24 protein-coding genes, 2 pseudogenes and 1 riboswitch are annotated in these 26,538 nt (G+C 47.2%); of the genes and pseudogenes, 7 read left to right on the top strand and 19 right to left on the bottom strand.

The genetic code is table 11. The features are described 5' to 3' along the window. Position 1: 1 nt before the first annotated feature. Both rbsK and JO375_RS17750 read right to left on the bottom strand, forming a co-directional pair. Complete coding sequence (gene rbsK / locus JO375_RS17755) at positions 2 to 880, bottom strand: ribokinase (RefSeq protein WP_229525707.1); 879 nt, start codon at positions 878 to 880, stop codon at positions 2 to 4. Further along, positions 873 to 1,883 carry a LacI family DNA-binding transcriptional regulator gene (locus JO375_RS17750; RefSeq protein ID WP_229525706.1) on the bottom strand — a complete coding sequence of 337 codons (1,011 nt, stop codon included), beginning with the start codon at positions 1,881 to 1,883 and terminating at the stop codon, positions 873 to 875. Before JO375_RS17750 ends, rbsK begins: the two co-directional genes overlap by 8 nt. Positions 1,884 to 2,095: 212 nt before the next feature. Here JO375_RS17750 and JO375_RS17745 point away from each other — a divergent pair, with 212 nt between their 5' ends. Continuing rightward, positions 2,096 to 2,824 carry a DsbA family oxidoreductase gene (locus JO375_RS17745; RefSeq protein ID WP_229525705.1) on the top strand — a complete coding sequence of 243 codons (729 nt, stop codon included), beginning with the start codon at positions 2,096 to 2,098 and terminating at the stop codon, positions 2,822 to 2,824. 116 nt (positions 2,825 to 2,940) lie between these two features. Here the strand turns inward: JO375_RS17745 and JO375_RS17740 are convergent. After that, a pseudogene (locus JO375_RS17740) lies at positions 2,941 to 3,355 on the bottom strand (SDR family oxidoreductase); the annotation flags it as partial. 163 nt (positions 3,356 to 3,518) lie between these two features. After that, on the bottom strand, positions 3,519 to 4,511 hold the full coding sequence (locus tag JO375_RS17735) for a copper amine oxidase N-terminal domain-containing protein (protein ID WP_229525704.1): 993 nt from the start codon (positions 4,509 to 4,511) through the stop codon (positions 3,519 to 3,521). Between the two features lie 251 nt (positions 4,512 to 4,762). On the opposite strand from JO375_RS17735, the gene JO375_RS17730 reads away from it, so the two are divergent. Then, positions 4,763 to 5,680, top strand: coding sequence for an AEC family transporter (locus tag JO375_RS17730; protein ID WP_229525703.1), 918 nt, complete (start codon positions 4,763 to 4,765; stop codon positions 5,678 to 5,680). Between the two features lie 176 nt (positions 5,681 to 5,856). Here JO375_RS17730 and JO375_RS17725 read toward each other — a convergent pair whose 3' ends face one another. Further along, positions 5,857 to 6,366, bottom strand: a complete 510-nt coding sequence (locus JO375_RS17725) for a GNAT family N-acetyltransferase (RefSeq protein WP_229525702.1) — start codon at positions 6,364 to 6,366, stop codon at positions 5,857 to 5,859. Between the two features lie 115 nt (positions 6,367 to 6,481). On the opposite strand from JO375_RS17725, the gene xerS reads away from it, so the two are divergent. After that, positions 6,482 to 7,582 carry a tyrosine recombinase XerS gene (xerS, locus tag JO375_RS17720; protein WP_229525701.1) on the top strand — a complete coding sequence of 367 codons (1,101 nt, stop codon included), beginning with the start codon at positions 6,482 to 6,484 and terminating at the stop codon, positions 7,580 to 7,582. Between the two features lie 4 nt (positions 7,583 to 7,586). Here xerS and mobB read toward each other — a convergent pair whose 3' ends face one another. From mobB to JO375_RS17685, 7 genes are all read right to left on the bottom strand, one after another. Beyond that, positions 7,587 to 8,135 carry a molybdopterin-guanine dinucleotide biosynthesis protein B gene (gene mobB, locus JO375_RS17715; protein WP_229525700.1) on the bottom strand — a complete coding sequence of 183 codons (549 nt, stop codon included), beginning with the start codon at positions 8,133 to 8,135 and terminating at the stop codon, positions 7,587 to 7,589. Then, the gene (locus tag JO375_RS17710) at positions 8,132 to 9,409 is read right to left on the bottom strand and encodes a molybdopterin molybdotransferase MoeA (protein ID WP_229525699.1); all 1,278 of its coding nucleotides are present in this window, start codon (positions 9,407 to 9,409) and stop codon (positions 8,132 to 8,134) included. Before JO375_RS17710 ends, mobB begins: the two co-directional genes overlap by 4 nt. Positions 9,410 to 9,548: 139 nt before the next feature. Further along, positions 9,549 to 10,295 carry a DUF4247 domain-containing protein gene (locus JO375_RS17705; RefSeq protein WP_229525698.1) on the bottom strand — a complete coding sequence of 249 codons (747 nt, stop codon included), beginning with the start codon at positions 10,293 to 10,295 and terminating at the stop codon, positions 9,549 to 9,551. Between the two features lie 13 nt (positions 10,296 to 10,308). Continuing rightward, positions 10,309 to 10,815, bottom strand: coding sequence for a DUF4178 domain-containing protein (locus tag JO375_RS17700; protein ID WP_229525697.1), 507 nt, complete (start codon positions 10,813 to 10,815; stop codon positions 10,309 to 10,311). Between the two features lie 24 nt (positions 10,816 to 10,839). After that, complete coding sequence (locus JO375_RS17695) at positions 10,840 to 11,247, bottom strand: DUF350 domain-containing protein (protein ID WP_229525696.1); 408 nt, start codon at positions 11,245 to 11,247, stop codon at positions 10,840 to 10,842. A 122-nt stretch (positions 11,248 to 11,369) separates the two neighbouring features. Further along, the gene (locus JO375_RS17690) at positions 11,370 to 12,038 is read right to left on the bottom strand and encodes a PspA/IM30 family protein (RefSeq protein WP_229525695.1); all 669 of its coding nucleotides are present in this window, start codon (positions 12,036 to 12,038) and stop codon (positions 11,370 to 11,372) included. Between the two features lie 86 nt (positions 12,039 to 12,124). Further along, positions 12,125 to 13,147, bottom strand: a complete 1,023-nt coding sequence (locus JO375_RS17685; protein WP_229525829.1) for an NADH:flavin oxidoreductase/NADH oxidase — start codon at positions 13,145 to 13,147, stop codon at positions 12,125 to 12,127. Positions 13,148 to 13,456: 309 nt separating this feature from the next. Between JO375_RS17685 and JO375_RS17680 the strand changes: the two genes are divergently transcribed. Beyond that, complete coding sequence (locus JO375_RS17680) at positions 13,457 to 14,263, top strand: polysaccharide deacetylase family protein (protein ID WP_229525694.1); 807 nt, start codon at positions 13,457 to 13,459, stop codon at positions 14,261 to 14,263. A 198-nt stretch (positions 14,264 to 14,461) separates the two neighbouring features. Here JO375_RS17680 and JO375_RS17675 read toward each other — a convergent pair whose 3' ends face one another. The 3 genes from JO375_RS17675 to JO375_RS17665 form a co-directional block, all read right to left on the bottom strand. Beyond that, on the bottom strand, positions 14,462 to 15,127 hold the full coding sequence (locus tag JO375_RS17675; RefSeq protein WP_229525693.1) for a 3D domain-containing protein: 666 nt from the start codon (positions 15,125 to 15,127) through the stop codon (positions 14,462 to 14,464). A gap of 7 nt (positions 15,128 to 15,134) precedes the next feature. After that, a riboswitch (cyclic di-AMP (ydaO/yuaA leader) is annotated at positions 15,135 to 15,312 on the bottom strand. A gap of 240 nt (positions 15,313 to 15,552) precedes the next feature. Beyond that, complete coding sequence (locus JO375_RS17670) at positions 15,553 to 16,275, bottom strand: amino acid ABC transporter ATP-binding protein (RefSeq protein ID WP_229525692.1); 723 nt, start codon at positions 16,273 to 16,275, stop codon at positions 15,553 to 15,555. Beyond that, positions 16,262 to 17,725, bottom strand: a complete 1,464-nt coding sequence (locus JO375_RS17665) for an ABC transporter substrate-binding protein/permease (RefSeq protein WP_229525691.1) — start codon at positions 17,723 to 17,725, stop codon at positions 16,262 to 16,264. The genes JO375_RS17670 and JO375_RS17665 overlap by 14 nt, the downstream gene beginning before the upstream one ends. A 179-nt stretch (positions 17,726 to 17,904) precedes the next feature. Here JO375_RS17665 and JO375_RS17660 point away from each other — a divergent pair. Both JO375_RS17660 and JO375_RS17655 read left to right on the top strand, forming a co-directional pair. After that, positions 17,905 to 18,992: pseudogene (locus tag JO375_RS17660) on the top strand (M20 family metallopeptidase). Positions 18,993 to 19,203: 211 nt separating this feature from the next. After that, positions 19,204 to 19,407 (top strand): hypothetical protein, encoded by a 204-nt coding sequence (locus tag JO375_RS17655; RefSeq protein WP_229525690.1) that lies wholly within the window; start codon positions 19,204 to 19,206, stop codon positions 19,405 to 19,407. 62 nt (positions 19,408 to 19,469) lie between these two features. Here the strand turns inward: JO375_RS17655 and glgA are convergent, their stop codons facing one another. Then, positions 19,470 to 20,918, bottom strand: a complete 1,449-nt coding sequence (gene glgA / locus JO375_RS17650) for a glycogen synthase GlgA (RefSeq protein WP_229525689.1) — start codon at positions 20,916 to 20,918, stop codon at positions 19,470 to 19,472. Positions 20,919 to 20,931: 13 nt separating this feature from the next. Then, positions 20,932 to 22,863 (bottom strand): 1,4-alpha-glucan branching protein GlgB, encoded by a 1,932-nt coding sequence (gene glgB, locus JO375_RS17645; RefSeq protein ID WP_229525688.1) that lies wholly within the window; start codon positions 22,861 to 22,863, stop codon positions 20,932 to 20,934. 237 nt (positions 22,864 to 23,100) lie between these two features. On the opposite strand from glgB, the gene JO375_RS17640 reads away from it, so the two are divergent. Next, positions 23,101 to 24,327 carry a glucose-1-phosphate adenylyltransferase gene (locus tag JO375_RS17640; protein ID WP_229525687.1) on the top strand — a complete coding sequence of 409 codons (1,227 nt, stop codon included), beginning with the start codon at positions 23,101 to 23,103 and terminating at the stop codon, positions 24,325 to 24,327. Between the two features lie 82 nt (positions 24,328 to 24,409). On the opposite strand, the gene JO375_RS17635 is transcribed toward JO375_RS17640, so the two are convergent. Both JO375_RS17635 and JO375_RS17630 read right to left on the bottom strand, forming a co-directional pair. Continuing rightward, entirely contained in the window at positions 24,410 to 25,843 is a 1,434-nt protein-coding gene (locus JO375_RS17635) for a sensor histidine kinase (RefSeq protein WP_229525828.1), read from the bottom strand. Then, the gene (locus JO375_RS17630) at positions 25,840 to 26,538 is read right to left on the bottom strand and encodes a response regulator transcription factor (protein WP_229525686.1); all 699 of its coding nucleotides are present in this window, start codon (positions 26,536 to 26,538) and stop codon (positions 25,840 to 25,842) included. The genes JO375_RS17635 and JO375_RS17630 overlap by 4 nt, the downstream gene beginning before the upstream one ends.

Below are 26,538 nucleotides of genomic sequence, written 5' to 3'. Positions count from 1 at the left end.
ATTATAATTGCTCCTCCACTTCACGACGGGTCGGCATGCCACCCTGGGCTCCAAATTTGGTAACAGACAATGAGGCAGCCCGGTTAGCGAATTTCACACTGTCTGCCAGGGACTTACCTTCAGCCAATGCCACCGCAAATGCAGCGTTAAATGTATCCCCTGCCCCTGTGGTATCAACGGCCTCTACTTTATAAGTAGGAACCACAACTTCCTGTTCTCCGTCGAAGAACCGTACACCATTGCTGCCCTCAGTAACAAACAGCTTGTTCGGATATTTGCGCAAGGCCTCTTGAAGGCTCATGTCCTTAAACATGATGGCGGCTTCATGCTCATTCGGCGTGATGTATGTCGCATTCTCAATCACGCTCGCTTCCACTTCACGTGCCGGAGCAGGATTAAGCAAGAACGGTATGTGGTACTTTGCACACATTTCGCTTACATAAATGACTGTTTCCGCCGGTATTTCCTGTTGAACCAGCACCATATCCGAGCTGCGGATGACATCGAGCGCCTCTTCCACATAAGCGGGTGTCACTTCATTATTAGCTGCCTTAACCACGACGATACTGTTATCGCCCTCAGCCAGCACAATATGCGCTGTACCGCTCTCCATATGTGTAACCGGTTTCACATGGCTGATATGGACATGATTTTCTTCGAAATTCCGTAAAATCTGTTGTCCAAAATGATCATCTCCTACACGCCCAATCATCGTTACATCCGCTCCGAGACGGGCCGCGGCGACTGCCTGGTTGGCGCCTTTGCCCCCTGGCACCGTTTTAAAGCTTTCACCCAGTACGGTTTCCCCTGCACCAGGGCGCTTGGATGAAGTAACTACAAGATCCATTGAACTGCTTCCGATAATCGAAATTTTAGCCATGAAAATCCACCTTTCTCGTCGTCTCCCGTTCAATAAATTTGACGGGCAACTGTATGCTTGAATGAAGCTGGCGCATGCTAGACTTTGCTGCTTGCGACTGCTCGATCAGTTGAATTAGCAGACCTGCCGCTTCCCAGCCCATTTCATAAGCAGGCTGGCGAATCGTTGACAACGGCGGGAATAACAAGCTGCTTAATGGTATATCGTCAAACCCGATAATCTGAACATCTTCCGGGATTTTCTTTCCTAATCGATGTGCCTCATGCATTACCGCGGTTGCTACAATATCGTTACTGGCGATAACTCCATCCGTATCGGGATGCTTGCTGAACAGCTCTTTGGCCCACGACTCCGCCTCCTTGAAAGAAAAGGAAGTGGTCGCGACGACATGATAGGTAATGTTCAATCGCTGCAGCTCTTCAACCGCCCCGCGAAAACGGTCCTGTGCCGGACGAATATGTGCGGGTCCCTGCAAGACTGTAATTTGTCTGCTGCCACGGGCAATCATTTCCTGAGCAGCCAATCGCCCGCCATGGGTCCCATCTGCATATACGGAAAGGCTGTCACTGGAAGTCCGGTCAAGGAAAACGACAGGAATTTTCAGATTAGCGTAGCAGTCGGTGTCAGGATTATTCGTAGATGAGATAACACCAACGACATTATTTTGTATAAACGTGTCCATGTAATCCAGCTCTTTTTGGCGATCTTCATCACTGTTGCCAAAAATAATCCGAAAGTCATTTTCCTGCATTCGATCCTCTACCCCGCGGGCTAGCAAGGGAAAGTACGGATTCGTAATATCCGGCAGAAGCAGACCGATTAATCTGGATTTCTTTTTATACAAAGAGCGAGCAACTTCATTAGGTTTATAATTCAGCTGCTTAACAGCCTCTTCAACCTTCCGGCGTGTGTCCTCATGCACATATCCGGTTTCATTAATAACTCTGGATACCGTCGCTACAGAAACACCTGCATAGCTTGCCACTTGTTTAATTGTCGTCATAATGTTATTTCAACTCCAATGTGTAACCGATTACAGATATAAAATATCACAGCATTTCTTTTTTGACAAGCATTAAAAATTTGCACCTTAACTGCTTTGGCCTTATAATCCATATTGTAACCAGTGAAGTTCCAACTTTTGATGCGCGTTCTGAACGTGAGCAGGCCCTTTCCGGTTACGCATAAAAAATGTACACATGGAGGCTTTTCCTTATGAATATCGAAGTTTGGTCTGACTATATGTGCCCGTTCTGTTATATTGGCAAACGCCGTTTGGAACAAGTATTGCAGCAATTCCCGCATCGTGATGAAGTAAAACTAACGTTTAAAAGCTTTGAGCTGAACCCGGATGCTGTAAAGGATAGTGGTAAAACCATTAATGAAGAGCTGTCAGCGAAATATGGCGTCAGTCTGCAAGAGGCACAGGCGATGAATGACCGTATGAATGAAAATGCACGCTCTGCAGGCTTGGAGTATAACATTCATGCCATGGTGCCGACCAATTCGCTTGATGCTCACCGACTGACGCTTTGGGCCCAATCTCAAGGAAAAATGCTGGAACTAAGCGAGCGGATATTTCAAGCTGTTTTCATAGAAGGCAAGCATACGGGCGATCATGAAGTGCTGGCGGCATTGGCGGCTGAGGTTGGCTTGGATCAGGAAGAAGCTGCTGCTATATTGGCGAGTGACCGTTTTATGGACGAAGTTAGAGCCGATGAAGCCGAAGGCGCGGAGCTGGGTGTTCGGGGCGTACCGTTCTTTGTATTTGACCGAAAATTTGCGGTATCAGGCGCTCAGCCGGATGCTGTGTTTCATGATGCTCTACAAAAAGCATGGAACGAACGCTCCCCGTTTACAATGGTAAGCGCAAGTCCTGCCGATAATGATGCAACTGGTGCGTGTACCGACGACGGTTGTAAAATTCCGCGACGGGAAAAGTAATAAATTAATAAATTGAAAATTGATTAACTCATCTGAGCGCCATTTTACCCAGAATGGCTCTCCAAACAAACGTGCCAGTGGTCGATTAAGTCGATACTGGCACGCTTTTTTATGTTTTATAACGATTTGATCATTCCACCATCGACAAGAATGGTACTACCTGCAAGATAGGATGAAGCATCAGATGCCAGAAAAGCAACGACTTTGCCAAACTCCTCGGGCTCTCCGTATCGTCCTAATGGAATGCCCTCTTCTGCTTGCCTGCGAACCTGGTCCGCCGTTTGCCGGGTTTTCTCTGCCGATGCTCGTCAGGCTGCGAACACGATCCGTTGCAATCCTCCCTGGTGCCACAGTATATACCAGAATGTTGTAAGGGGCTAATACCATAGACAAAGTCTTTGCCAGTCCAGCCACCCCGGTTCGCAGTGTATTCGAGATAATCAGGCCAGGAATCGGCTGCTTGACTGAAGAAGAGGCAATATTTAAAATTCTGCCGCTTTGTTGTTTTTTCATATACGGCAGCGCTTCGCGAAACGGTCAATCCTAAATCCATCTATGCCAGTCCCTTTTCTCTGTATTCTTCTTTTATTGTACACATGGCCGGTGCCTAATGCGAATAACTCAGCAAAAAAGGATCTTGACTATTTAGTCAAAATCCTTTCTGATTTACAAAATTCTGTTGGCCTACAGCACGTTACGTTGTAGGCTGCTCGTAAACAACAACGGATTGGCTCTCAGGTTCCCATTTAACATTTGCTCCTAAGGCCTCAACGATTACCCTTACGGGTACCATCGTCGTCCCATCGACTATAGATGCTGGCTGCTCAATCGAATACGGCTGGCCGTTAATGTATGCTGTGGGATTGTTAACAAATAATTTAACGGATACACCGTTACGTGTGACAGTAACAGCTTTTTCTTTCGGGTTCCAGAAAACCTTCGCATCCAGAGCTTCGGAAGCTGTTCTAAATGGTACAAAAGTGGTACCTTTAAGGTTCATCGGCTTGGCATCGTATTCCTCACCGTTCACGAACAGCTTCATCCCTGGCTGCCGTCCGGCCTTTTTGGAGAACTCACCCAGTTTTTTGTAGCTGTCCAGATCAGATACATCAGCCAATACCACCTCCTGCTGCATGTAAACGGCATCGGTTACATTTCCGTTTTGTTCCAGTAGCTCAGCTGCCTGAACCAGTGCTTTTCTGGAATCCCGGATCGATTCAAGTTCAGCAATCTGCTCCGGGGTCAGCCGATCCGGGTATTTCGTAAGCAGGTGATTCGCAATAACAGCTCCTGCCGGCTTATCCTTCGTATGTTCCACTGCTTTAAGCAGACCCTTGTATCCGCGGTGTCCCTCGTGACCATTAGGGTCTTTGGACTCCCCATATGTATCATCCGTTACTGTTACTGCAGCAGATGCAGTTTCACCAATGACAGCGGGTTTGTCTTTTTTGCGGATTTCATCCTTTTTGTCGGATGCGCGATCCTTTTGGTTTTCGGACGAATCATCGCCTTTATCATGCAGCTTGCTTGCCTCTTCCCTGTTCTTTTCATTCTCGGCTTTTAAAGATGCCCTTGCTTCCTGTTTGCTCTCTTGATCATTTCCGCGTCCCTGCTTGGCTGCAACAGTTCCTGCTGTCAATCCCAAGACCAGTACACCCGCTAGTAAAGCTGTCCATGTGTTTCTCATGATGTGATTCCTCCTTCGTAGTTAAAGACAGGCTCATATGTCCTACAAATATTAACGGTTTATGTAAGCTAAGTATTAACCCCTTTTTAGCTGGTGGGCATGAAATATTAGCCCACTTGAAAATAAATATCAAATCTTAATGATAAATTTTATTATACGTTGACCTCTATTCCACAGTATAATAAAAGCTACACGTGCATTTTTAGGAATCAGCCTTTATATCCGCACAATAGAAAGAAGATGAAACAGATATGTTCGGCACCATTCTTTTGGAAGTCGTTTTACCTATTTTTGTACTCATAGGCTTGGGATGTATCATGCAGTATTATTTCCGGCTCGATTTGTACACTTTAGCCAAAATCAATTTTTACTATATCACTCCTGCGGTTGTGTTTACAGGTCTGTATAACTCGGAAATATCCTTAATACTTATGGGTGAAGTTTCGCTTTTTTATGCCCTATACATAGCCATTCTGTACATAATCAGCACAAGTGTCGCCCGCTTTCTGAAATACAGTCCCGGCATGCGTGGAGCCTTTACAAACAGCGTCATGCTGGATAATTCAGGGAATTATGGCCTGCCTATCAATCAATTGGTATTCAAAGGTGATCCGCTGGCCATTTCTGTTCAAGCTCTGATTATGACCTTTCAAAGCTTTGTTACGTTTACATACGGCACTTTTGTTGTACAAAATGGCAAGGCCAATACCCGAAAGATTTTAATGAATTTCTTGAAAATGCCTGTTCCGTATGCGCTTTCGCTTGGCTTACTGCTGAATATTTTACATAGTCCATTGCCGCATTTGCTAACAGAGCCTTTGAATTATATCAGCCAGTCGATGGTTGCTGTTGCCCTGCTTACTTTGGGGGCACAAATTGTGCAGTACCCCTTCCGATTGCGCCGCACAGCCGTGTATATCAGCATGGTGCTGCGCCTGATCGCAGGTCCGATCGTCGGTTTTCTGCTTGTGTCACTGCTTGGTCTGAAAGGACTTCCGGCTCAGGCGCTGCTCATTGCATCTGGTATGCCTACTGGTGTTAATACAAGTATTTTAGCGGAAGAATATAAAAATGAACCGGACTTTGCCGCGCAAACAGTCCTGCTTTCTACGATTGTGAATGTCATTACCATGACGCTGCTCATTTCAGCTTCCAGGTATATGGTTTGACAAAATGGGCCAACTCAAAAATAGGATTGAACATACTTTTGTCTGATGGCAGAAGTATTTTTTTTCAAAAAAACAGAACGTATGTTCGGTTCATTTTTCTTTATCTTGTAAGAAGTGGTTAGTATTTTATAAGGAGGGATAGTAGGCGAGAAAGTTTTTTATCTATTGTGAATTTTTCATGTATTGAAAAATTGACTTGTATTTCCTCGTACCGGATGTATCTGTTCCCTGTATTCCCCATTCGTATAGTTATCAATCACCTTGCGCCAGAAGGCTTGAGCCGGCCTATTCGTACTCATTTGTGTCACTTTCCACCGCCCGGCAAAACGTCTAAACAGCTCATGAGCTGCCCAGGTTCCAACCCCATTATGCCGATAAGGACGAAGCACAAAAAACTCGGCCATATAGTAGTCGGCTTCCCGGTTGCTGGACATTCGATCAACCAGCGCGAAGCCTACGGGAATATCCTGTCTCCATATTAAAAAAGGGAGTTTCTGTTCACCGCTTGTCCAGTATTGATACAAATCCGGGTAATCCGGGAAGGTACCATTCGCAGTAACATCAATGCGCAGATAGGCTGTAAAATCATATAAATAAAATTGCATTAGCTGCATAATAATGTCCTTTTGCGACTCTGGTACACTTTTAATGGATAGCTTATATTCCGATTTGATATGAAACCCCATGCTCTCACCCCTTCTTGGCGATTTAGTGCGTTCTTTACTTCGATTGCATACCATCTTTTGCTGTTCAAAATATGTTAAAATACATATATACTATGACCGGACGAGGTGGAACCCAATGAATATACAAAAATCAATCGACCGGCGCAGACTGGATGAAAAGATGCCGGATCTACCATGGTATGTGCAGCAATTTATTGAATACAAGCTGCCTGACCTTTCCCCTTCCACATTGCTGGAGTATGTACGGGATTATGAGGCTTTTTTTTCCTGGCTTCGCTCAGAAAGCTTGTCTGGCGGTGAAACGAACGCCCAGGTTACGCTGGAGGAATTAGAGACACTTCATATGGATAGCATTACAGGCTATCGTTTGTTCCTGTCTACTAAACGGGAAGGCTCCAACTCCCGCATTACAATTTCACGCAAGCTATCGTCTCTCCGTTCCCTCTTTCATTACCTAAGCCAGATTGCTGAGGATGAACACTTTTATCCGCTGCTCAAACGCAACGTTATGGCCAAAGTTGAAATCAAACGCGTACATAAACCCAAAGATACGGCCGCCAAGCTGAAGGGCAAAATATTGGAAGAGGAAGAGCTGCTTGAATTTGTTGGCTATATTTATGAAGGCTACGGACAAGATTTGGCCGACAACAAGCAGGCGCTATACTCCTATGAGCTGAACAAGGAACGGGACGCTTGCATCGCCAGTCTCATTCTGAACTCTGGTCTGCGCGTATCCGAAATCGTCAATTTGAATATAGATGATCTGGATTTAAACAATAAATCGTTATACGTGTACCGCAAGGGCAATAACGATGAAACCTTTAAAACACCTGTGTATTTCCGCGAGCAATCCAGAGATGATCTCGCCCAGTATTTGTCCCTGAGGCATACCCGTTACCGTACTCCAAAAAAAGAAAAAGCTCTCTTTGTCACACGTCCCAATGGCAGTACGGAGGGCAAACGGATGACCAAAAGAGCTATTCAGGCGATGATTATCAAATACGCCAAACGATTCGGCAAGCCCTACCTGACCGTTCACAAGCTTCGCCATTCCTTTGCTACTGACTATTATCTGCAAAATGATATCTACAAAACAAAAGAGCAGCTTGGGCACGCTTCGACTGAGACAACCGAAGTCTATGCCCATTTGACTGATAAAACCATGTCTCAAGCGATTGAGCGACGCCTGGAGCCTCAAGCGGAATCTTCGGGCTAATGCCTCAATCCTGGTTATTCGGCATATAACCCCTTTGCTGCTGAAGCAACCCGATCAGCCAGCGACCTGCCTGGTCGCTGGAATCGGCAGAGAAAATCTGCATCATTTTGTCAACATAGTGAGCTTGAGCCCATTCCATTTGATGATTCCACACCGCGACTCCCTGAACATTAGACAGCGTAGCGGCAAGATGGGCATCTGTTTGTTCACGTATCATTACCAGTTTAGGGTAATGCTCCTGCTTAAAGCCTTCGAGCAATATACAGTCATATGCCTGGAAGTACCCGATCAGTTGGGCGACAGGTCGGCTCTGCTCTTCTAAAATGGCTGTTCTTCCCGCAGAAACGATCGCTACGCCTTCAGCGCCCGCTTGCCGATGCTTGTATGTATCTGTCCCCTCATGATCCATCTCAAACTCATGTCCATCATGCTTAACGACCGCCACGCGCAGCCCAGACTCGCGTAAATAACGAATCAAACCTCCGAGAAAGGTCGTTTTCCCCGTATTTTTGTAACCGACGACTTGGCATACAAACGGCTGCCGGGTATTCACTTCACCTGTCCGCCTTGGAGCACCAATACACGCACTTCTTCGCCCGCGCATAACCCTTCTGTTGTTGGAGGAACCACGATCAGACAGTCACTGTCCTTAATCGTCACCATCGCACTGGATTCATCCACTCGCGCAGGAATTGCATATACTTGTCCGTCGCGTATTTCCAAAGAGCTGCGCACAAAACGTGTAAAGCTGTTTACCTTTGTATAATCTGCTCCCAGCCGTACTGTCCAGGTTTGTAAATACGGTTGCTGCGAAGATAGCATCATTTGAATCGTAGGCCGCACAAACAGCTCACAGCCTACAAAGCATGCGCCGGGATTGCCCGAAAGTGCAAATAACAGCTTGCCGTCTATGACAGCGGCTGTTGTCACGCTTCCTGGACGCATCGTGACCTTGTTGAACAGCATATTTACGCCCTCCTGACGTACAAGGTCACCCATAATATCATAATCTCCTACTGATACGCCGCCACTCGTAACGACGATATCATAGGATACTATTGCTTCACGTACAGAAGTTCGGGCAAGGTCCAGATCATCGTGAATGGCTTGCAGGATGAAGGGTTCTCCACCTGCTTCCCTGATTTGGGAAGCCAGCATATATGTATTGCTGTTTCGAATTTTCCCCGGTTGTAACGGTTCATCCACTGTAAGCAATTCCGAGCCTGTGGAGAAAATGGCCACCCGGGGCTTCTTGTAGACAGGTACCCGATGTACACCAAAGGTCGCCAAAATCGAAATTTGTCCCGCTCCCAGGCAGGTTCCTTTGCTGAGCAGGAGCTGACCTTGCTGAATCTCATGGCCGATCAGTGTCACATTTTTGCCAATCTCCATACGCTTCTTCAAGCCGACGTATGTCTGACCATCTTCCTCACGCAGCTGTGTTGCCTCTAGCATAACAACGGTGTCGGCTCCTTCGGGCAATTGCGCTCCCGTCATAATACGGGCCGCCAATCCCGTCTCTATCCGCTTGTCCGATACGGAGCCACATGGAATTTCGTCCACTACGCGCAACCAGATCTCCTGCCCGGATGAGCAGACTTCGGTGTCCGAACCAAGAATCGCATAACCATCCATACCAGAGCGGCGAAAACGCGGATACGGATGCGGTGCTGTCAAGTCCATTGCCAAATAGCGTCCATGCGCCTGCTCCAGGCTTACCTCCTCTTGGATTCCCTGTTGGACATAGCTGGCTATTCTGTTCTGTGCTTCCTTCACCTGAACCGCTTTACGCTGAAATTTTCCTGAGTTAAATGCTGTCTGGTTCATATCCTCACTCCGTTCTTCTAAGTTCCTCTTTCTGTTATAACCCTAAAACCGTTTTCTGGCAAATCATCCTCGAAAACATGGACAAAAAAACGCCCGGGATTGGATTCCCGAGCGGTTTAGGCGAACTTTGATTTGTGCGTCATCGTCGGCTTCGCCGGCTGATTGTGCCTCGGCCACTACGTGTCTTGGGCCCGCTGTAAGAATTGCGGGGCGAGCCAAATATGGAGCCGCCACTGCCCTGATCACGCGAAATGGAACCTCTGCTTGGTGAACTGCTCCCTCTGTCGAACAAACCTCCGCCTGATCCGACACTGGAACCCGTCCCCTTTCCTCTGCGAGTAACCACGCCTTTACGCTCCACGGTAATTGGGGGAATAGCTTTCTTTTCCTGTACCGTAGGGGCGTGGAATTGCCCTTGAGAAGGCCGGTATACATCTCTGCTCGTATAGCCCCGATAAGAGCCTGAGCCGCGCAGCGAGTTAAATAGCGCGTCCAGTACAGTTGCCGTTAAATAACCTTTGAGAAAGCTGGAGCTATAATTTTGCTCGACATACTTTTTGCTGTCGACTTCAATTAGTGTATCTTCTTTTTTGGCCGGGTCTTGCTGCAGATGGTACCATTCATCGCTGTATACTAGGAACATGCGCTCATTGCTCTGTGGCGACATCTGTTCCGGTGTACGCTGTTCCTTTAATTCCTGCGCTACTTCTGGAACCGTTTTTCCAGCGGCCCGGTACACGTACGAGGTCGAGTTTCCGCTACCACTCACCGATTCCAACGGGTACGTATCTTTCACATTTGGCGCGCCGCAGCCGCTTAACACGGATACGAACAAGCTCAGCGCCACAATGATCTTTAATGCATACTGCCAGGTGCGTTTGCTCATGTGTAACCCTCTCCTAGCTTGCCCGAATAACCTTAACGTCTCCGGTAATCACTTCTTCACCTTCATATAGCATAAAACGGCCGTCCTGCCACTCCACCCGCAACAGATGATAATCATCCGACTGGTATTGCCAAACATGCTGTTCTCCACCCTGACGGAAAGGAGCACGTCCCATAACAGTAACGTGTCCAAAATATTGCTCCTCCAAATGATACGTTGTATCATCCAGTTCTAGAATCGTCGGTACTTCCTCCGGGTTGTCTAACCTTCCATCAATAGCCTGGTACAATCCGAATTGGAGTGTTTCCCGTTCCTCGATGTGAAGGTAGCTGACCTGATTGCCATCCTGAAGCGTTAAAACAACGGCATTCCGGGCACGGTTATGTACTCGGCCTACCACTTCATAGGTGACAAGCGACACTTCGCAAATATCACCCGGATTTAAGTGCAGCATACTTTTCTCCACCTTAGGCGGCTCTGGCTTGGCAAATAGATTTGAAACTCGTTTCCACACACTCATGATCATTTTCCTGCCTTTCTTAGCCTAGAAGCAGGCTGTAATAATAAAAGCGCCTACCAGATGCAGCGTCCCTGCGAACAGACCGAAACCAATTTTACCTTCCTGTGTGCCTTTATCCAGATCAAACTGGGCCCAGTACCGTAGTAGCAACCGCACGATCATTTCCAAAATAAACAGGATGACAAAGGCAATTACAGAATACACAAGCGCCTCCACCAAATTGTTAGCTGTAGCAATGGAACCTGACAAAATATAGCCCTGTGCAATCAGCTTCATAATTATCCGTAACGTCACGGCCATATTTCCGGCCTTCACTTCAGCAAAATCCTTATACTTCGTAAATAAAGAATCAATATACATCAACACGAACAACAACACGGCACCCGCGCCAGTCCAAACAAGCATTGCCTTCATCGTTTCTAAAAAATGCATTCTATACCATCCTCCATATCTGCTTGACCTTGATTTACACCTTCAGGGCAGGGAAAAGCGAAGGAGAACCCGTTTCTCCTTCGCTTCCTTAACCATTACGCTAATGGCAATGATTACATGTCTTATTTATTTTCGTATTGCTTCAACAAAGCAGCCAGCTCATCGTCCACGGCGCTTTTCTTATCCAACTCCTTGAACTCCTCATCCAGCGATTTTTCCTTGGAGTTCATCTCGTTGCTCGCTTCAGCCCGCGCTTCTGCTTGCAGCATTTTTTCCTCCATACGCTTCAGTCCGGCAGTTGCCGTATCCGAGCTAAAACCACTCATTGCTTTGTTAATTTCAGTTTGCGCTTTGGCTGCATTATAGCGTGCAACCAGTGTCTCGCGCTTGTTCTTCATTTCTGTCAGCTGTTTACGCATTTCTTCCAGCTTGCCGCGCAGGTTGTCGGCAGCCGCTTTATTCTGATCGTAACCAGCCTTGAACTCGTTCATTTTTTGCTCGGCAGCTTTCTTTTCTTCCAATGCGCGACGTGCCAGATCAACATTTTGGGCTTTTGCTGCCGTGTGAGCCTGCTCTTCGCGTTTTTGCACCAATGCAGCCTGTTCTTCATATTGCTGCTTGAATCTCTTTTCAATGGCAATTTGGGCCGCTACCGCTTTCTCGGCATCCTCCAGATCCTCTTGCATATCACGAATGTATTGATCCGTCATTTTAACCGGATCCTCGGCCTTGTCGATAATCGCGTTAATGTTGGACATCGTAAGATCTCTTAATCGTTTGAAAATAGACATGTGAAGTTCCTCCTAGAGTTGAATGCTTAAATTTTAAGCTCTGTACACATGTTTACGCAAGTTTTGCAATGAGGGTTTCAAAAATTCTAAAAGCCGCGTAAGTATGGCACTGGAATATCCGCCTGTACTTTCAATTCCCGCGATGCATGCAGCGCCCAATAGGGGTCACGCAGCATAGCACGGCCTATCGCTACCAAATCGGCTTCTTTCTGGCGAATAACTCGATTGGCGTCCTCGAAGTCATCCAGCAAGCCAACCGCAATTACGGGCACATTCAGCTTTTCCCGGATATGATGAGCCAAATCCACCTGGTAGCCGGCACGCGCAGACGGACCTCCGTTAGAGCCTATCGGTCCTTCACCACCGGAAGAAATATGGAAAAGATCCACACCCGCATCACGATAGCGTTCCCCTATACGTGATATGTAATCCACATCATAGCCATCTTCAACGTACTCTTTGGCCGATAATCGCATAATCACGGGCATATCAGCAGGAAGCACTTCTTTAACGGCACGGATGACCTCAACGCCGAACAAAGACAAATCCTGTCCATACTCATCTTCTCTGAAATTAGTTAAAGGCGAATGAAATTGATGGATCAGATAACCATGAGCGCCATGAATCTCTACTGTGTCAAAACCGGCTTCCACGGCGCGCCGCGCTCCTTCTTGGTAAGCCTGAACCAATTCTCTGGCTTCAGCTGTTGTCAAGGCATGCGGCTTTTTAAAGCGTTCGCTAAAGGGAATCGGGGATGGTGCCACAGGCTGCTCAGCATCTTCAGCCTTGCGACCGGCATGACCTAATTGTATTCCAATTTTGGCACCGTATTTGTGGACTGCCTCCACGATTTTACGATATGCGGGAATATGGTCATCACTCCAAATACCCAAATCACGATCCGTAATGCGTCCTTCCGGGTGAACCGCTGTCATTTCCACAATAATGAGCCCAGTACCGCCTATTGCCCGGCTGACATAATGGACATCATGCCAATCTGTTGGCTTTCCATCCTTGGCCTCCACGCTGTATTGGCACATTGGGGGCATGACAATCCGATTTCTTAAAGCCAGGCCCTTTAATTGATAAGGAGTAAACAAGTCGGTCACTTTTATCCATCCTTCCTTCAATTCCATGTCTGTACAATTCATGAACTGCATCCCTATTATACACCAGCAGCCACAGTATACCGAATTCCGTTATTGGGCGAAAACCTCGAAAATGCCCTTATTTTCGGTCAGACAATAGAGAAATGTACGTTTAGCTTTATTATGTTCACTTCCCTCCGTTTCACCGCGTGCTGTCTTTATCGTGTAAGGGCCCAATCTGGTCACGGCATAATTTTAATGGGACAGGTGCATAATAGCTGAAAGCACCACTAGGTATCACGTACTACTGGACGGAAAGGGGGAATACATATGCCGTACAGAGGAGTGCTACCAAGTATGGCACTGTTGTTAGCATTTTCGGGTTTTCCTGTTCATACAGGTGTGCCTCCCGACATGGGAATGCCCTATCACAAGGAGGCGGCTGTGGCATCTTCTGTACATCAAGAAAAAGACAGGACCGCTCCTACATTATCAATGCTGCGAAAAAAGCATGCGGACATTTTCAAAATGTGCGGCCCGCATACCCGCCAAATTGCCTTAACCTTTGATGATGTACCTGATTCCAGGTACACGCCTCAGGTTTTGGATATACTACGTGCGAATGGGATCAAAGCCACCTTTTTTATCGTCGGTCGTCGCGCGGAAAAGCACCCGGGAATCATTCGCCGGATTGTCCGTGAGGGGCACGCGATCGGGAACCATTCCTATACCCATCCGGATTTCAGGAAGGCTACGCCAGAACGCTTTCGCAGACAGATTACAAAAACCGAACGCATTTTACAGACGAGCGCCGGCTTCCGTCCCAAACTGATTCGCCCACCTTATGGCGAAATCACGGAGCCTCAGATTCAGTGGGCACGTCGACACGGCTATATGATTGTCAATTGGAACGTCGACTCCCTCGACTGGAAGGGACTAAGTAAAACGCAAATCCAGCGCAATGTGATCCCTGCTACCGGGCCTGGGTCCATTATTTTGATGCATGCAGGCGGAGGTCAAAGTTCCAACCTGCGCGGCACAGTTCAGGCCCTTCCGGGTTTAATTCGATCCTTGAAAGCCAGGGGCTACCAATTCGTGACAGTCCCCCGGCTACTGCATACATCGGAACGAAGATAAGGTGATATTGAAGACCCGGCGCCAAACGTCAATCGAAAAAAGCTGTCTTTCCAGCAGATACATTCTGCTCGTCAAAGACAGCTTTTTTAGCGTCGAACCAAATTAAAATAGGTCCGGTTTTATTAAGTTGCACAATATAGTCATCAAGTTTACATAATATATATTATGTTATTTTATACTTATACCTGTATATGGCTATTAATCAAGCACGTACAATTTCACATTTTGAAAGCCAAATTCATTCACAAATGATTTGCTGCCAGGAATGAAAATATCAATCCGCTTGCCTATAATAGCACTGCCTTGATCGCGGGCGACGGCTACAAAAGAATGAACCGGCAGGCCAGGGTGCGAATATCCTGTCACCAGCACCTTCGTTCCCATTGGAATAATGTTCGGGTCTACCGCAATCGTACCTAGCTTAAGCGGATTGCCGTAGTAGTCCACCGCGCCCCACTTTCCATTTTCATCCATTGCGGCAGAATACGCTGAAGCTTTAACGTTAACTATTTTGCTGTAGTTGAATGTTTTGCCCCATGCTTCAATTGTTTGCTCCTCATTCGCCGATGCTTTCTCAGTCAGAAGCTGTGGCTCTGAATCGGAAGCAGCCTTCACACTTTTATCGCCAGGCACCTTGATTTGTAGACCTGCATATATGTTCTTGGGAGCAATATCCGGGTTCGCCTTTGTCAATTCATCTACTGATACTCCATAACGTTGAGCAAGCAAGGAGAAGGTATCCCCTTCCTGGGCAGTATGCAGTGAAGCGGCATCTGCTACTCCGCCTGTCTGTGCCAGTCCTGTAATTGCTGCGGCAAGCACCGCAAATTTCATAGTTTGTCCAAAACGCTTAAAATGTTTCAAAAGATATGTACCTCCTTTGTTATGCCTGCGAGGTTAGCTGTCGGATTCGGGCTCAGGAGAAGCCCTATGCTTGTGCAATTCACCCCTAGGCATCTTCCGTCATTCGTCCTTATGACAAATCGGAAAGACTGCCGTTGTTACATCCCCCGCACTTCCCATGGTTATAATCCAAGCCTTTGGCGTCTGTCATCGCCTCATGCTGTCCCGGCAAGTTTTGGCTTACTGCATAATATCACAAATTTGTAACCTCATCTGCATGAAAATGTTGGAAACCTCGAATATTATACTATATTTATTACAATTTTGTCACCATGAAATCGGTATCTGTTACGAAAACACGCGAAAATGATGACAAAATAATAAGCCCTCCCGGCTAATATCAACCGTGGCAGGGCTTACTACTTTATAGCCTACAAAAAGATGATTTACAATACTTTGGCAAGAAAATCGCGGGTACGGTCATGGCTTGGTGTACCAAAGACCTGTTCAGGTGTACCCTGCTCGATGATCAGTCCGTTATCCATAAAAATAATCCGATCCCCTACCTCGCGCGCAAAACCCATTTCATGCGTCACAATGACCATCGTCATGCCGCCTTCAGCGAGCTTCTTCATCACGTCCAGCACCTCTCCGACCATCTCAGGGTCCAAAGCAGAGGTCGGCTCATCGAACAGCATGACATGCGGCTGCATCGCCAAAGCACGCGCAATCGCAATCCGCTGCTTCTGCCCGCCGGATAGCTGGTTCGGGTAGGCATTCTTCTTATCTTCGAGCCCCACGGTACGCAAGAGCTCCAATGCAATTTTCTCTGCTTCCTTGCTGGATTGGCCTTTTACTTGTGTTGGTGCAAGTGTCAGGTTTTGCAGCACGGTTTTATGCGGGAACAGGTTAAAATGCTGAAACACCATGCCCATTTTCTCGCGCGTTGCATTAATATTATGACCGCGGGCTGTTATCGACTGACCCTCAAACAATATTTCCCCGTCTGTCGGCTGCTCCAGCAGATTGAGGCAACGCAAAAACGTACTTTTCCCCGAACCACTTGGACCGATGACGACGACAACTTCCCCTTTGGCAATATCAATGTCAATGCCTTTTAAAATTTCATTTTTGCCGAACGATTTACGCAGTTGTTTAACGGTGATCACTGGCTCTCAACTTCCTTTCCCATAAACCCAGCAGCTTGGACAAGCTGAATGTCATTACAAAATAAAAAGCGCCTGCGATTAAGAACGGGCTTAATCCTTCGTAGGTAATGTTCTTAATAACCTGAGCCTGATACATAATATCCACCATTCCGATGGTAGAAATGATGGAGGATTCCTTAATAATCGTAACAAATTCATTACCGATCGCAGGCAGAATAGACTTAAAGGCCTGCGGTAAGATGACATGGCGCATGGCTTTGCCTCGTCCCATCCCCAAAGAGCGGGCAGCCTCCATCTGTCCACGGTCTACCCCCTGGATACCTGCGCGGAAAATTTCGGCCAGATATGCCGAACTGTTCAAAGACAGTGTAAGTATACCGGACTGAAGTGGCGTAAAATTGACACCCAGCGTCAAAGCAATCCCGTAGTGAATGATCATAAGCTGTACCAGCATCGGAGTACCCCGCAGTATCTCTACGTAAGCAGTACCCAGCCATTCAATAATACGTACACCGCACATACGCAGCAAGGATATAATCAGACCAATGATAAATCCAAACAATACCCCGAGCGCAGACAGCAACAGCGTGTAGCCGATGCCTGTGACGTAAAAGCTGCGGTATTTCAAAAATATATCCACAATGGAATTGGAGGAAACCTGACGATCGGCATTCAGTGCGCTCGCTGCCGTCGAAAATTTCTCAATGGATCCGTCTGCTTTCAGACGGGCCAGTGTTTTATTTACAGAGGCAAGCAGTTCAGTATTTCCCTTGCGAATACCTACAGCTGTCTCTGCTCCCTTATCATCTGGGACTGCCTTGGCCAGCGTTACAGTACCGTCCAGTGTGTATCCTTTGGCAACGGTATCCTCAATGACAACTGCGTTGATACGATTGGTCCGAAGCTGGAGTACCAGATCGGATATTTTATCCAGCGAGGTTACAGTGGCATTAGGCACTTTTTGTGCAATTTCTTCCTGGATCGTGCCTTTTTGCGCGCCGAGCTTTTCGCCTTTCAGTGAAGCCATCGTCGGATATTTGTCTTTATCCTCGGGCCGTACCATAATGACCTGTTTGGAGTGGTAGTATATGTCTGAAAAATCAATGCTTTTTCTACGTTCATCCGTTGGCGTCATACCGGACAACACCAGGTCTACGCGTCCACTTTGCAGGGCAGGCAGCAAGGAGTCAAAGCTCATGTCATCGGGAACCATCTCCGCACCCAGATCCTTGGCAATTTCCTTGGCGATTTCAACATCGAACCCAACAATGGTATCCTTGTCGTTAATGTCTTTATGAAACTCATACGGCGGAAAATCGGCACTCATGCCGACTACCAGTTTTTTCTGCGGCTTGGCTTCCGTTCCGTATGCCGTGAGCATGGGAAGGCCAGCCAGCAGCAGGATAACCGCCGTCAAAACCAGGGCGGTAAAACGATATAGCTTTTTCAATCTTTTTTTCTCCCCTTAAATTCTTTATAATAAATAAGATTGTGCCATTATAAATGAATATGCATGATTATGCAATGAATGTTATAGTACAATTTCATCATACCTTACGCAGTACCTACATTATAGGCTATACCTGAGGCGGGTTTCACATGGATTTTAAACAGAAAATTTAACAAGCCATTGAGGAGCATGCCCAGCGCTTTAAGGACATTTCGTTATATATCGGTGCCAATCCTGAACTTGGAAATGAGGAATTTCTGGCTTCTGCCCGTTTAAAAGAAGAGCTCGCCTTTCACGGATTTGAGGTTCAGGCGCCTGTCTTGGGCATCGAAACAGCCTTTATTGCAAGCTACAAAGGAGTCAAGCCCGGACCGGTGGTCGCTTTTCTGGCGGAGTATGACGCCCTGAAAGGTCTTGGGCACGCCTGCGGACACCATCTGATCTGTGTGATGAGCACCGGAGCAACCGTAGGCCTCAAGTCAGTTATTGATGAGATCGGAGGGAAATTCGGGTATATGGCACACCTGCCGAAGAAACCAGGGGGCAAAGGTTCCTATGGCAGTTGCCGGTTTGTTTGATGATTGTGACATAGCGCTTATGACGCACCCGTTGGACCATTATGAAAAATCCGGCAAATCGCTGGCCATGGATGCGGTACAATTGAATTCTTCGGGAAGTCTGCTCACGCGGCCGTCAGCCCGCATGAAGGTGTTAATGCACTGGATGCAGTGATCCAAACGTTCAGGCGGAATCAATGCGTATCGCCAACAGGTGAAAAATACAGTGCGTATTCACGGCATTATCAATCAGGGCGGACAGGCAGCGAACATTATTCCTGATTATGCCTCTGCCCAATTTTATGTACGGGCCGCAACACGTTATGAGCTAAACCCACTGACGCGGCGCGTGAATCAAATTGCTGAAGGAGCGGCTTTGCAAGCCGGATGTCGCCTGGAAACCTCCAATTATGAAACTTCTTATGACGAAATGGTGACGACCGCGTGCTTCCGATATTTTTACTGCAAATTGGATGCAGGCCGGTATTGCGCAGGCGGACATATTGGAGGTTGAAGATCACGGCTCCATGGATATCGGTAATGTGTCACTCCATTGTCCTGCGATCCCCCCCTACATTCAAGTTATTGACGAGAAGCACGCCTTGCATACACCTGAATTCCGGGATATGGCGATGCAGGACCGGGCGATGGAAGGAATGCTGCTGGCACAGATTAAAGAAGAATTCGCTCTGCTGAAAAACAGAGCTTAAAAAGCTTTATTCCGTCTTCTTTCCAAAAAGCAGCAGCCATTATGGATCACATTAATAACCTTGGAACGTTCGTTATCGTTATCATCATCGTCCTTGTCATTTTTTTGTTTTTTTATCGGGCAATATTTCGGAAAAAACGGGCGTTTGCCTTGCACATGCATCTGGCTGCTGAAGGCAATGCGGCATTCGCCAGCTCATCCGGATGCAGCTCATGCAAGTGGTTGCTCGAACTGGGATACATCCGATTCATATTATCAGTCTTCTTGCGACAGTTCTTATGATGGAGACTCTTCTTACGATGATTCAGGTGATTCAGACAGCCCATCCTCCTGCAGCAGCAGTTTTTCATGTAGCAACAGCTCATACAGCAGCAATTCCTCGTTGCGGCAGCAACTGTGGTAGCGGGGGCGACTGAATCACAAAACAAAAGGACATTTCCTTGCCAGCGCTTAGCTAGAGGAATGCCCTTTTTTCCATTCAGCATCCATTGGTTTTTGTCAGTGAACGGTAAATATTCATATACGCCTGAGCTGACACATCCCAGCTATAGTCTCCTGCAAAAGCCGTTTGTGCAAGCTTGGACCAATGCTCAGGCTGGCGGTAAAAATCAACGGCACGACGAATCGTATGCAGCATGTCATGCGCGTTATAATTCGTAAAGCTAAAGCCGTTTCCTTTACCCGTGGCCTCGTTGTAAGCATGCACGGTATCATTCAACCCACCTGTTTCCCGTACAATGGGAATACATCCATAACGAAGTGCCAGCAGCTGACTGATTCCGCAAGGCTCAAACCTCGACGGCATCAAATACATATCGCTTGCAGCATATATTTTTCGTGATAAAGGCTCGTTGAAGGTGAGCTGCGCCGACATGTTCAGGGGATAACGTCCCGCCGCTTCCCGGAACCAGTGCTCAAAAGCCTCGTCTCCTGTACCCAGCAAGACAAACTGGATATCATCATAATATAAGATCTCGTCAAGCACCCTCGTTACCAGATCCAGTCCCTTCATATCGACAAGCCGGGTTACCATGGCCATTAAAGGCACATCCGGACGAACCGGCAGCCCCAGCTCTTTCTGCAGGCCTATTTTGTTTTCCTTCTTCTTTGTCAGACTGGTACGGTACTTCGTATAAATATGATTGTCCGCAGCGGGATTATAGCTTTTGGTATCAATGCCATTGACAATGCCTGTCAAGCGTCCCTGTCCTCCCAGCTTGCGAAGTAGTCCCTCCAGTCCGTATCCGTAAAATTCCGTCTGAATCTCCTCGGCATAGGTTGGGCTCACGGTTGTAATATGATCCGAGTAAGTCAGTCCCCCTTTCATAAAATTCAATCTGCCATAATACTCCACACCCTCGGGGGTAAAATAGCTCCCATTCAGGTTCAGCAACTCCGTTAACACCTCATATGGAAAATCACCCTGATACAGCAAATTGTGAATGGTGAACACGGTGCGGATGTCGCTGTAAAAGGGCAAATGGCGATAATCGGAATGCAAAAGAAGCGGAACCATGGCCGTATGCCAGTCATGACAATGCAGAATATCCGGCCGGAAATCCAGCTCAGGAAGTAGGTCCAAAATGGCCCGGTTAAAAAAGGAGAAGCGTTCGCCATCATCCAGATAGCCATAAATTCCGTCACGACCGAAGTAATATTCGTTATCTATCAAATACACCCTGATTCTGTCCAATGTCAGTTCCTCTACTCCACAATACTGATCGCGCCAGCCTACGGCCACACGTTTTACCGTTACAGGACGCACAGCATTCTTGTACGTATCCGAAATCCCCTTGTATTTAGGCAATATGATTCGGACGTCACACCCTGCCTGACGAAGCGCCTTCGGCAGTGCGCCAATCACATCAGCCAATCCACCTGTTTTGATCAATGGATGGGCCTCTGCGGCCGCAAACAAAATGTTCATATGTGTGTCCTCCCTATGTAGTTAATCTGCTTTTTTTGGACCTCCGGGGCGCCTTCTTGAGTATAACGATGCTCAGGGGCGGAATGGTCACCTCCAGGCTGTAAGGCTGTCCGTGGCAAGGAGTTTTTGCGGTCCGCAGCAATCCGGAGTTTAACTGACCACTCCCCCCAAAGTCTCTATGGTCACTGTTGAGCACCTCCATATAACTTCCGGCCTTTTGCAGTCCAATTCGATAATGTTCTCTTTGTACAGGCTGAAAGTTAATCAGAATAACCAGCGTATCTCCCGGCTTTTTCCCTTTACGCAGATACGTAATTACGCTCTGTCCGCGATCCTCCGCTTCAATCCACTGATAGCCGTCCCACGAATGATCGAGCTCCCATAATGCCTTTTCCTGAATATACAAATGATTCAGCACTTTTGTATAGGAATGCAGCGACCGGTGACTATCATAATCCAGCAAAAACCAGTCGAGCTGATCCTGATCCTTCCATTCAATAAATTGACCAAATTCACCGCCCATAAACAAGAGCTTTTTACCCGGCGAGGTGATTTGGTACCCAAGAAGCGCTCGCAGCCCGGAAAATTTTTGCTCATAGGTGCCTGGCATTTTATTAAGCAGTGACTTTTTACCATGTACGACCTCATCATGCGACAACGGCAGTGTAAAATTTTCGCTGTATGCATAAGCTATGGGAAACGTCAGCAGATTATGGCGCTCTGGCCGATGGCAGAAATCGGTCTGAACATAATCCAGCGTATCGTTCATCCAGCCCATGTTCCATTTGTAATTAAAGCCGAGTCCCCCATCGCTTACCGGTGAGGTCACCTTCGGCCAGGCACTGGATTCTTCCGCCATCATGAGCGCATAGGGATAATAATGGAATACGGTCTGATTCAGCTGTTGGAGGAAGGCGATGGCCTCTTCATTTTCAATACCTCCATTGGAGTTTAGATGGTATTGTCCATCCTGCTTTTCGAAATCAAGCCGCAGCATGCTCGTCACTGCATCCACGCGCAGACCGTCAATATGGTACACATCCATCCAGAACAACGCACTCGAGATTAAAAAAGAACGTACCTCCGGCTTGCTGTAATCAAATGTAAGTGTGCCCCAGCCAGGCTTTTCAGCAATTAACGGGTCCGTATATTCAAACAGTGGTGATCCGTCAAATAGCCTGAGTCCATGCGCATCCTTGGCAAAATGAGCGGGAACCCAATCCATAAGTACGCCAATTCCTGCCTGATGACAACGGTCCACCAAGTACATAAAATCATGTGGTTCACCGTAACGGCTCGTCAGCGCAAAGTAACCTGTCAGCTGATAACCCCAAGAGAGGTCATAGGGATGCTCGCTCAGCGGCATCAGCTCAATATGTGTATACCCCATTTCGGTTACATAAGGCACGAGAAGCTCAGCCATTTCCCTGTATGTATAAAACGTGCCGTCTTCTTTTTGCCTCCAGGTTCCCAGATGAAGCTCGTATATATGAAGAGGCTTTCCGTAAGGCGCTCTGCGTTTTCGGCGCCAAGCTGCGTCTTTCCAGGCATACCCGTCCAACGAAGCGACTACAGAAGCCGTTGCCGGTCTGACTTCAGCACGAACCGCGTACGGGTCTGCTTTCAGAAAACGTTCACCGTTGGCCCCCGTAATTTCATATTTGTAAAAAGTTCCTTGGGATATCTTCGGAAAAAAACGACTCCAAAAACCGGATTTGGGAATCCTATATAAAGAATCTTGTTCCCCATTCCAGTTGTTACAATCTGTAGCAAGCCCGACATGGAGAGCATGAGGAGCCCAGACCGTAAAACGGACGCCCTGTTCTCCGTTCTCCACAGTAAGGTGGGAACCCAAAGATCGGTAGCTGTAATAAAGCGTTCCTTCATGAAACAAATAAATTTCTTCCGGTGATACAGCCTGTTGCGGAAGAGCTTGCTCAGTCATCACGTCACCACCCTTATATGTTTGTATCATACGAAATGTATGATTCGGAAATGCATTCGCTTTTCGGTCAAAGGTAACCTGAGTTATTACCCCATTCTAGCCACAATGAACAGAAAAATGACTATGAAAAAAATAAACTTGGTTTTTGGGGGATCTGATGCACCTGATGGTTTCAAGAGCACCCCATACCGTTTATGTATGTACTACAACAGACGACTAAATCGGGAGGGAAACGAAATGTTTAATAAAGAATGCATTGCCATGCTGCTGGCAGGCGGAGAGGGACGCCGTCTTGCTCCCCTTACATCAACGATTGCCAAACCCGCCGTACCTTTTGGCGGTCATTACCGGATCATCGATTTTCCTCTCAGCAATTGCGTAAATTCAGACATTGACACTGTGGGTGTGCTGACGCAATATGAAGCTGAATCCTTACATGAGCATATTGGAGACGGGACACCCTGGGGGCTGACCAAAACGGATGACAAAGGAATCACGCTGCTTCCGTCATACAATACAAGCAACGCTGAATATTTGGGGACGGCAGACGCTATTCATAAAAATATCGAATATATCGACAGTCAAAATCCGGAGCATGTACTTATTTTATCAGGTGACCATATTTACTTCATGAATTATCGTGAAATGCTGGGCTACCATAAGGGTAAAGGCGCAGCGGCTACCATTTCTGTGATGGAGGTTCCCTGGGATGAGGCTCACCGCTTTGGTGTGATGAGTACAGATACCGATTTGCGAGTTACAGAATTTGCCGAGAAGCCGGAAAAACCGGAAAGTAATTTGGCTTCGATGGGAATTTATCTTTTCAAATGGGATTACTTGAAAGGCTATCTGCTGCAGGACGCACTGGATACCCAATCCAGTCATGATTTTGGTAAAGACATCATTCCCAAAATGCTGGCGGATCAAGAATCATTGTATGTGTATGAATTTCAGGGCTATTGGAAGGACGTAGGCACCGTTAAAAGCCTGTGGGATTCCCACATGGATCTGCTGCAAGAGAATTGCGCTATCGATCTTCAACGTACGGATTGGCCTATGTATACGCGGGAACGCCGCTCAAGGCTAAGCGCACATAAGACCCATAATCGCAAGGCGCAGCCGCTCGGCAGCCTGCTGCATGATTCTTGCCAGATTGAAGGCCAAATCGAACGCTCTGTTGTTTTTTGTGGTGCAGAGATAGGTAAAGGCTCATCCATCAAGGAAAGTATCGTCATGCCTGACACACGCATCGGGCGCAACGTGTATATTGAGCATGCGATTATCGGCGAAGGTGCTGTAATTCGTGATGGTGCCGTCATCAAAGGCAGTCCGAGCGAAATTACAGTCATCGGGCCTAATGAGACGGTATTCGGCAAAATGGCGGTACGCCCGCAAACCGCCCGCATGCTGAAAGAAGCTTACGAGCGTAATACTCGCTTGCGTGCGGAAGGCTTTACTTCATAACACTACCCCAAAAGTAAAAAAACAGCCAGCCCTCATCATTATGAAGGACTGGCTGTTTTTATTAAAGCGGTAATCTGCCTAGTTATACATCCTGGCTCTCCGTAAGCTGCGGTGGTTCATTGGACTGGTCCGCCTGCAGGGCAGGCAGTGAAACGGTAATCGTCGTTCCTGCCCCCAATTTACTTGTGATAAGCATCTGTCCATGGTGAAGTTCAACAAACTGCTGTGAAATCGCCAGCCCCAATCCAGTCCCCCCATTTTGATGGTCCACCTGGAAAAAGCGGTCTCTCACTCTGGACAGATTTTCCTCACTAATTCCAATCCCTGTATCCTGGACGGATATTTCAATGTTATCCCCAACCCGTTGCAGGGAGAGAAAAATAATAGTGCTTTCATGCGAAAATTTGATGGCATTATCGACAATGTTCAAGAACACCTGTTTCAGACGATTACCATCGCCGTGGACGAGATATGGCGTCTCCTCCGAATCCAGTTGGAGCTTAATCTGCTTCATTTCTGCCTTGGCCCATACGTTCAGCATAATTTCCTGCAGCAGCTCCCGCAGATCCAACGTTCCCATGACGAGCTTCATGGCGTTTTGCTCCAGCTTGGAAAAATCAAGAATTTCCTCGACCAAACCGATCAACCGATCCGTCTCCTTAGAAATAATCTGCATCCCAATCTTCGTCTCTTCCGGGTCATATCCGCCGGAATTCAACGTTTCACTCCAACCTTTGATGGAAGTAAGCGGGGTGCGCAGTTCATGGGAAATGGATGAAATAAAATCATCCTTGATTTGATTCGTTCTGACAATTTCCTGCGCCATATAGTTCAGGGTCGAAGCCAGCTCGCCCAGCTCATAGCGATAATCGCCCTTGATGCGTGCGTCAAACCGTCCCTGCGCCATCTGAGCAGATACATCACGGATATTGTTAATGGGTTTGACAATGGAATTGGCAAGACCTGTACTTACTACAAACACGATAATCAGTACAGCGGCCATAATTCCCACGGAAAACACCGAAATGGTGAACAGCTTGTCGTTGACCAATTCCAGCGAAGTCGTATATCGGATAATGTATACCTGATCTCCGACAATATTGTCCAGCTTTTTGGATACCGCCATCACCTGCTGCCCCGTACCCGGCTGTTTTCCGATCCATTTGCCTGTATCTCCGGCTATCGCTTGTGTCACATCACTCGTCTGCACACTTCGGTCTGCAGCAAAATTCGTCGAGTTATCAATAACATTCCCCTGTTCATCAAGCAGTTGCAGTTCCGTATCACTCAGGGAGAATGTATTCAGCAAATACGATTGCAGTGATTGTTCCGGTTCCTTGAATTTGGATGCAAATTCACTTACCGATTGGATGCGGTTTTCAATGTGTTTGTAGATGGAATCGTAATAATACGACCGGATGAGAATCATAAAAATGACTTCTACTAACAGAAGCGCCAGAAACACTACAAAAAAATAGTGAAGCACAATCTGCCTGCGAATCCCCTTTTTGATCATTGAGACTGACCTTTCCATTTATATCCATGTCCCCACACTGTTTGTAAAAAAGCAGGCTCGGAAGGATTGTTTTCAATTTTTTGACGAAGACGCCGGATGTTCACATCCACAATTTTCGGATCGCCCATATATTCCTTGCCCCATACATGGTCAAGCAAAACATCCCGGCTGAGCGGCGTGTTTTCTTTTTCCAGAAAAAATTGAATCAGCGAAAACTCTGTCGGTGTCAGCTCGATCAGCTGCCCGTTTTTTTTAAATTGCTTGGAGATTAAATCCAGTGAAAACGGGCCGGACTGGAAGGACACCTTGGCTGCCGTTTCACGGTGTACATTCACCCTGCGCAGCAGCGACTGAATACGTGCAATCAGCTCCGTCGGACTAAAAGGCTTGCTCACATGATCATCGGCCCCCACAGACAAGGCGTACACTTTATCCTGTTCCTGTACCTTGGCTGTAAGAAAAATAATGCCGATGCGCTCATTTGTTTCCCGAATTCTCCGGCAGACCTCGAAGCCATCCATCCCGGGCACCATCACATCAAGCAGTGCGATATCAATATCCCGCACCGTGTTCAAAATATTCAGTGCCTCATGCCCTTCCGATGCCTCCAGCACTTCAAAACCGTTTCGTTTTAAATTAATGACGATAAAACTGCGGATGGATTCCTCGTCTTCCATAATTAATACTTTACTCAC

Origin of the sequence: Paenibacillus farraposensis (assembly GCF_020736845.1) — a bacterium.
Lineage (GTDB): Bacteria > Bacillota > Bacilli > Paenibacillales > Paenibacillaceae > Paenibacillus > Paenibacillus farraposensis.
Note: the sequence above shows the minus strand (reverse complement) of the source record. Positions and strands in the feature narration are given on the sequence as shown.

What these genes read in the sequence shown, in the direction of transcription:
- rbsK (WP_229525707.1), bottom strand. Translation starts at nt 880, where the DNA reads ATGGCTAAAATTTCGATTATCGGAAGCAGTTCAATGGATCTTGTAGTT.
- JO375_RS17680 (WP_229525694.1), top strand. Translation starts at nt 13,457, where the DNA reads ATGCCGTACAGAGGAGTGCTACCAAGTATGGCACTGTTGTTAGCATTT.
- JO375_RS17635 (WP_229525828.1), bottom strand. Translation starts at nt 25,843, where the DNA reads ATGATCAAAAAGGGGATTCGCAGGCAGATTGTGCTTCACTATTTTTTT.
- JO375_RS17745 (WP_229525705.1), top strand. Translation starts at nt 2,096, where the DNA reads ATGAATATCGAAGTTTGGTCTGACTATATGTGCCCGTTCTGTTATATT.
- JO375_RS17725 (WP_229525702.1), bottom strand. Translation starts at nt 6,366, where the DNA reads ATGGGGTTTCATATCAAATCGGAATATAAGCTATCCATTAAAAGTGTA.
- JO375_RS17695 (WP_229525696.1), bottom strand. Translation starts at nt 11,247, where the DNA reads ATGCATTTTTTAGAAACGATGAAGGCAATGCTTGTTTGGACTGGCGCG.
- glgA (WP_229525689.1), bottom strand. Translation starts at nt 20,918, where the DNA reads ATGAACATTTTGTTTGCGGCCGCAGAGGCCCATCCATTGATCAAAACA.
- JO375_RS17710 (WP_229525699.1), bottom strand. Translation starts at nt 9,409, where the DNA reads ATGAACCAGACAGCATTTAACTCAGGAAAATTTCAGCGTAAAGCGGTT.
- JO375_RS17730 (WP_229525703.1), top strand. Translation starts at nt 4,763, where the DNA reads ATGTTCGGCACCATTCTTTTGGAAGTCGTTTTACCTATTTTTGTACTC.
- JO375_RS17705 (WP_229525698.1), bottom strand. Translation starts at nt 10,295, where the DNA reads ATGAGCAAACGCACCTGGCAGTATGCATTAAAGATCATTGTGGCGCTG.
- JO375_RS17700 (WP_229525697.1), bottom strand. Translation starts at nt 10,815, where the DNA reads ATGAGTGTGTGGAAACGAGTTTCAAATCTATTTGCCAAGCCAGAGCCG.
- glgB (WP_229525688.1), bottom strand. Translation starts at nt 22,863, where the DNA reads ATGACTGAGCAAGCTCTTCCGCAACAGGCTGTATCACCGGAAGAAATT.
- xerS (WP_229525701.1), top strand. Translation starts at nt 6,482, where the DNA reads ATGAATATACAAAAATCAATCGACCGGCGCAGACTGGATGAAAAGATG.
- JO375_RS17750 (WP_229525706.1), bottom strand. Translation starts at nt 1,883, where the DNA reads ATGACGACAATTAAACAAGTGGCAAGCTATGCAGGTGTTTCTGTAGCG.
- JO375_RS17655 (WP_229525690.1), top strand. Translation starts at nt 19,204, where the DNA reads ATGCAAGTGGTTGCTCGAACTGGGATACATCCGATTCATATTATCAGT.
- JO375_RS17735 (WP_229525704.1), bottom strand. Translation starts at nt 4,511, where the DNA reads ATGAGAAACACATGGACAGCTTTACTAGCGGGTGTACTGGTCTTGGGA.
- JO375_RS17640 (WP_229525687.1), top strand. Translation starts at nt 23,101, where the DNA reads ATGTTTAATAAAGAATGCATTGCCATGCTGCTGGCAGGCGGAGAGGGA.
- JO375_RS17690 (WP_229525695.1), bottom strand. Translation starts at nt 12,038, where the DNA reads ATGTCTATTTTCAAACGATTAAGAGATCTTACGATGTCCAACATTAAC.